Origin of the sequence: Mycobacterium sp. 852002-51613_SCH5001154 (genome assembly GCF_001667425.1) — a bacterium.
Taxonomy (GTDB): Bacteria; Actinomycetota; Actinomycetes; order Mycobacteriales; family Mycobacteriaceae; genus Mycobacterium.
This window is the reverse complement of record NZ_LZII01000057.1, coordinates 1-4,621: the sequence shown is the minus strand read 5'-3', so window position 1 is coordinate 4,621 and position 4,621 is coordinate 1. Positions and strand designations below refer to the sequence as shown.

The window sequence follows — 4,621 nt, the reverse complement described above, 5'->3', positions numbered from 1 at the left end:
CACCCCCGGTTTTTTGTGGTTCTTTTTTTTTTTTTAATCCTACACACCCCCCCCGCCCGGCGGGGGGGGGGGGGGGGGGGGGGGGGGGGGGGGCGGGGGGGCCCCCGCCCCCCCCCCCGGGCCCGGGTTTTCTTCGTCGACTACCTGACCGTCCTGCCTCCGGCGGGCGTGCCGGCCGCGCCGCTCTCGGACACCGACGCCGACCTCGGGCGCCACGTGGCCGCGACGCTGGAACGGCTCACGGCCGACGCGGCGACGGCAACCGGCTGCGAAGTGGTCGGCGCCGCGGCGGCCAGCCGGGAGCACCACGCGTGGTCGCCGGAGCCGTGGACCACGAGACCCGGTGTGCCGCTACCGGGCCGGGCGGCGCCGTTGCACCCCAACGCCGCCGGGATGCGTGCCGTGGCCGAACTGGTGTCCGCGCGGTGGTGAGGATCAGCCGTTCGTGCGCCACCACTGGTAGAGGGCGTTGACGTCGGAGTTGGCCGAGGTGAGGTGCCCCAGGACGTTCTTGGCGTCGGTGGTCCACGTCAACGTCGCGTAGTTCTTGTAGGTGCCGCAGGCGATCTGGCCGCCCGTCTGGCCGTTCTGCTTCCAGGTTCCCGGTGACTGCCCGGCGTCCCCGCACGCGGCCAGGGACACGTCCTTGATGGTGGAACTGAACGCGGAGGCCAAGTTGGTGCCGTTGGAGAAGAGGGCGTAGACGCCGGAGCCGGGTCCGCTTGGGTCGGGGCTCTGCCCGCACAGGAGCTCGGCCAGCTCACCGGATTCGGTCAACTCCTGCGACTTGCAATTGTTGAGGCCGTAGCCCTTCGACAGGTTGGCCGCCAGCGTGTTCATATCGGCTGCGGTGCCGGTGTTGGGTTCCGCGACCGCGGGGGCGCTTCCCGCGAAAGCCAAACAGCCGATTAGCGCTGCCGCCGACACGGCACGCAGCGCGGTGTTGAGGTGTGACATTTTCGTTGACTCCCTATGGTTGTTGGATGGGTGATACCGAAACCCGTTGCCCCCCAATTGCGAAGTCAGCCGTTGGCGCGCCACCACTGGTACAGCGCGGCGCCGTCGGTGTTGGACCCGCGGATGTAGCTCAAGATGTTCTTGGCGTCCGAGGTCCAGATGATCTCGGCGGCGTTCTGATACGTCCCACACGCGACCTGTCCGGCATTGCCGCTGTTGCTGCCCTGGTGCCAACTGGTGGGTGATTGGCCGCTGTCCCCACAGGTGCCCAGTACGTCGTCTTTGATGCTGGCCTTGAACGAGCCGACCAGGTTTTCGCCGTTGTTGAACAGGATGTACTTGGCCTGGACGGGGCCGCTCGGGTCGGGACTCTGCCCGCAGGTCAGCGATGCCAGTTCGCCAGTGGTGATGTTCTGGGCGGTGCAGTTGTTCAGCCCGTAACCCTTCGACAGCGATGCCGCAAGCGTGTTGATGTCCGACGAGCTACCGCTGTCCGCGGGATCCGCCGCCGCGGTGGCCGTCCCCGCTAAGGCGCAACCGCACGCGGACGCCGCGGCCGTGACGACCCGCAACGCGTTGCTGAGATGGGACATCCTCTGGCTCCTAAGCGGTTGTCGGGGCGGCGTCGCTCACCGGAGAAACGTACTTCCGCTAAGTAGGGATCGTAGGGATATGTCCAGACAAAGCAACACATTCCGCTGGCAATTATCTGTCTCGGCATGTTTCTCGACACCGCAGCGCAACGGGTACTAACGCGGGCTTTCGAAACCGTTTTCTTGCCAGCCCTTTTCGCGATGGGCCGGTAGGAGAACGGAGACTTAACGCGGGGGGGACGGTCGCGCAGCATGTCAGCGGGTCCAAAGGGGATTTTCAAATTGCTAGTGCCGCCGCGACTGTGCTCGGGTATGGTTAGCACCGCTTTACGCCAGCTAACTTCTCGGGACTGGAGAATTCATGACACAACCGCCGGCACCGCCCCCTCCGCCGCCTGGTTACCCGCCGCAGCAACCCGCCGGGCAAGCGCCGAATAACTATTTGGTGTGGTCCATCCTGGTGACCCTGTTCTGCTGCCTCCCCTTCGGGATCGTGGCGATCGTCAAGTCCAGCCAAGTCAACGGTCTCTGGGCGCAGGGCCGTTATGCCGAGGCGCAGGCGTCCGCCGAAAGCGCCAAGAAATGGGTGATCTGGTCGGCGGTCATCGGTGTCGTCGTGGGCATCATCTACGGCATCTTGATGGCGGTCGGCGCGCTCAACACGAACACCAATGCGGCGCTCGCCGCGATGTTCTGAGCCCGGTTCCCAATATGGTGACCCGTCCAGGGTCGGCGCCGCTGAGTCTGGGAGCCCCACTGGTGGTGGCCGCTTCCACGACGTTGATGTGCGCCGCCATCTGGGCGGGTGACCCGACCACTCCCAACGGTCCGCTGCCGGTGTGTCCCACCAAGGCGCTGTTGGGGATCGACTGTCCGGGATGCGGCAGCCTGCGCATGCTGTATTCCCTGATGCACGGCAACGTCATGGCGGCCGCCAGGTTCAACGCATTGGGCCTGGCGGCCTTCGTGCTGTTGGTATGGGCGTACCTTGCCTGGACCTATGGACGGGTGGCGGGCAGACGGGTCCGGAGCTGGCAACACGCTCGCTGGTCGGCGGTGGTGACGCTGACGCTGGTCGCGGCGTGGTTTGTGGTGCGCAACATTCCCTTTGCGCCGTTCAACGCGCTCTATGTCTGATACCGCCGTGTCCTGATCCCGGCCGCTCGTCGCGCGGTCTAACCTGGGGCGCGATGGTGAACAAATTCACGACGATCCCGGCGGCGCTCGTTGTGGTCGCGCTTACCGCAATCTCGGCCGGTTGCTTCCACCGGTCCTCGCCACAAGCGACCGGCAACCCCGACGCGGCGAAGTTCGCCGGCGCGCTGCACGACAAAGTCACGGCCGACGCAATGATGGCCCACCTGACAAAGCTCCAGGACATCGCCAACGCCAACAACGGCACCCGGGCGGTGGGCACCCCCGGTTACGAGGCCAGCGTCGACTACGTCGTAAACACGTTGCGCGGCAGTGGTTTCGATGTGCAGACCCCCGAATTCTCCGCGCGGGTGTTTCACGGGGACAAGCCGGAGGTGACGGTGGGTGGCAGGCCGGTCGAGGCGCACGCGCTCGACTTCAGCCTCGGCACCCCGCCGGACGGGGTGAGCGGGCCGCTGGTCGCCATCCCCGCAAACAACGCCCCCGGTTGCGCGGCCTCGGATTACGGCAACCTCCCGGTGCAGGGGGCCGTGGTCCTGGTGGACCGCGGAACGTGCCCGTTCGCTCAGAAGGAGGACGTCGCGGCGCGGCGCGGTGCGGCCGCGATGATCGTCGCCGACAACGTCGACGAGCAACAGATGGGCGGGACGCTGGGGCCGGACACGAACGTCAAGATCCCGGTGCTGAGCGTGACCAAGTCCGTCGGCGTGCAACTGCGCACCCAGCCGGGACCGGCCACCATCAAGCTGAACGCGCGGGTGCAGAGCTTCAAGGCCCGCAACGTGATCGCGCAGACCAAGACGGGATCGACGACCAACGTCGTGATGGCGGGCGCGCATTTGGACAGCGTGCCCGATGGACCGGGCATCAACGACAACGGTTCGGGAGTGGCCGCGATATTGGAAACCGCTCTGCGGCTCGGTAATTCGCCACAGGTGCGCAACGCGGTGCGGTTCGGGTTCTGGGGTGCGGAGGAACTCGGCCTGATCGGATCGCGCAACTACGTCGAATCTCTTGACCTGACTGCGCTCAAAAATATTGCGCTGTACTTGAATTTCGACATGCTCGCGTCGCCGAACCCCGGTTACTTCACCTATGACGGCGATCAATCGCTGCCGGCGGACGCCCGCGGGCAGCCGGTCGTACCGGAGGGGTCGGCCGGTATCGAGCGAACGCTGGTCGCCTACCTGAAGTCCGCCGGAAAGACCGCGCAGGACACGTCTTTTGACGGCCGCTCCGACTACGACGGGTTCACCCTGGCGGGCATCCCCGCCGGCGGCCTGTTCTCCGGCGCCGAAGTGAAGATGTCTGCGGAGCAGGCAAAGCTGTGGGGTGGGACCGCCGACCAGCCGTTCGACCCCAACTATCACCAGAAGACCGACACCCTCGATCACATCGACAAGGCCGCGCTGGGCATCAACGGCGGCGGTGTCGCATACACGGTAGGCCTCTACGCCCAAGACCTCGGCGGCCACAACGGGGTGCCCACTATGGAGGACCGCACGCGTCACGTGCTCACGAAGCCATGAGCCGCCGGCTCGGAGCGGCACTGCTGCTGGCGACCGCGCTGCTGGCAAGCTGCTCGTCGGCACGGCCGGGATCGCCCGCCGCCGCACCGGATTTAGGTCGCGGCCTGGCCGGAAAAGTGACCGTCGACCAGATGTTCGCCCATCTGCGCGCGCTGCAGAACATCGCCAACGCCAACAAGGGAAACCGGGCGGACGGCACGCCGGGATACGACGCGAGTGTCGACTACGTGGCTAAAGCCCTGCGCGACAGGGGTTTTGAGGTGATGACCCCGCAGTTCGATCGGCTGTACGCGGTTTCCCCCGGCAGGCCGGCGCTGGCGAAAGCCCGGCGCCGCTACCCCGTCGACCAGGCGTGGTTGTTGGTCCAGACTCCGCCCGGTGGCCGGG

General features: G+C 66.4%; 5 protein-coding genes and 2 pseudogenes. 5 read left to right on the top strand and 2 right to left on the bottom strand.

What is annotated here, in order from left to right:
- Nucleotides 1–120: 120 nt before the first annotated feature.
- Nucleotides 121–432, top strand: a pseudogene (locus A5750_RS16205) (SGNH/GDSL hydrolase family protein); the annotation flags it as partial.
- 3 nt (nt 433–435) lie between these two features.
- Here A5750_RS16205 and A5750_RS16200 read toward each other — a convergent pair.
- A complete protein-coding gene (locus tag A5750_RS16200; RefSeq protein WP_066946249.1) occupies nt 436–957 on the bottom strand; it encodes a serine/threonine protein kinase in 522 nt (173 codons plus the stop codon).
- 65 nt (nt 958–1,022) lie between these two features.
- Nucleotides 1,023–1,550 (bottom strand): serine/threonine protein kinase, encoded by a 528-nt coding sequence (locus tag A5750_RS16195; protein ID WP_067264215.1) that lies wholly within the window; start codon nt 1,548–1,550, stop codon nt 1,023–1,025.
- A 361-nt stretch (nt 1,551–1,911) separates the two neighbouring features.
- On the opposite strand from A5750_RS16195, the gene A5750_RS16190 reads away from it, so the two are divergent.
- The 4 genes and pseudogenes from A5750_RS16190 to A5750_RS16175 all read left to right on the top strand — a co-directional run.
- Complete coding sequence (locus A5750_RS16190) at nt 1,912–2,247, top strand: CD225/dispanin family protein (protein WP_067264203.1); 336 nt, start codon at nt 1,912–1,914, stop codon at nt 2,245–2,247.
- Nucleotides 2,248–2,261: 14 nt separating this feature from the next.
- Nucleotides 2,262–2,687, top strand: coding sequence for a DUF2752 domain-containing protein (locus tag A5750_RS16185; protein WP_067264199.1), 426 nt, complete (start codon nt 2,262–2,264; stop codon nt 2,685–2,687).
- A gap of 53 nt (nt 2,688–2,740) precedes the next feature.
- On the top strand, nt 2,741–4,234 hold the full coding sequence (locus A5750_RS16180) for a M28 family metallopeptidase (protein WP_067264180.1): 1,494 nt from the start codon (nt 2,741–2,743) through the stop codon (nt 4,232–4,234).
- Nucleotides 4,231–4,621: pseudogene (locus tag A5750_RS16175) on the top strand (peptidase M28); the annotation flags it as partial. The gene A5750_RS16180 and the pseudogene A5750_RS16175, both read left to right, overlap by 4 nt.

Bases quoted from the DNA above. Each gene is read 5' to 3' on its own strand.
- A5750_RS16190 (WP_067264203.1), top strand. From the start codon at position 1,912: ATGACACAACCGCCGGCACCGCCCCCTCCGCCGCCTGGTTACCCGCCG.
- A5750_RS16200 (WP_066946249.1), bottom strand. From the start codon at position 957: ATGTCACACCTCAACACCGCGCTGCGTGCCGTGTCGGCGGCAGCGCTA.
- A5750_RS16185 (WP_067264199.1), top strand. From the start codon at position 2,262: ATGGTGACCCGTCCAGGGTCGGCGCCGCTGAGTCTGGGAGCCCCACTG.
- A5750_RS16180 (WP_067264180.1), top strand. From the start codon at position 2,741: ATGGTGAACAAATTCACGACGATCCCGGCGGCGCTCGTTGTGGTCGCG.
- A5750_RS16195 (WP_067264215.1), bottom strand. From the start codon at position 1,550: ATGTCCCATCTCAGCAACGCGTTGCGGGTCGTCACGGCCGCGGCGTCC.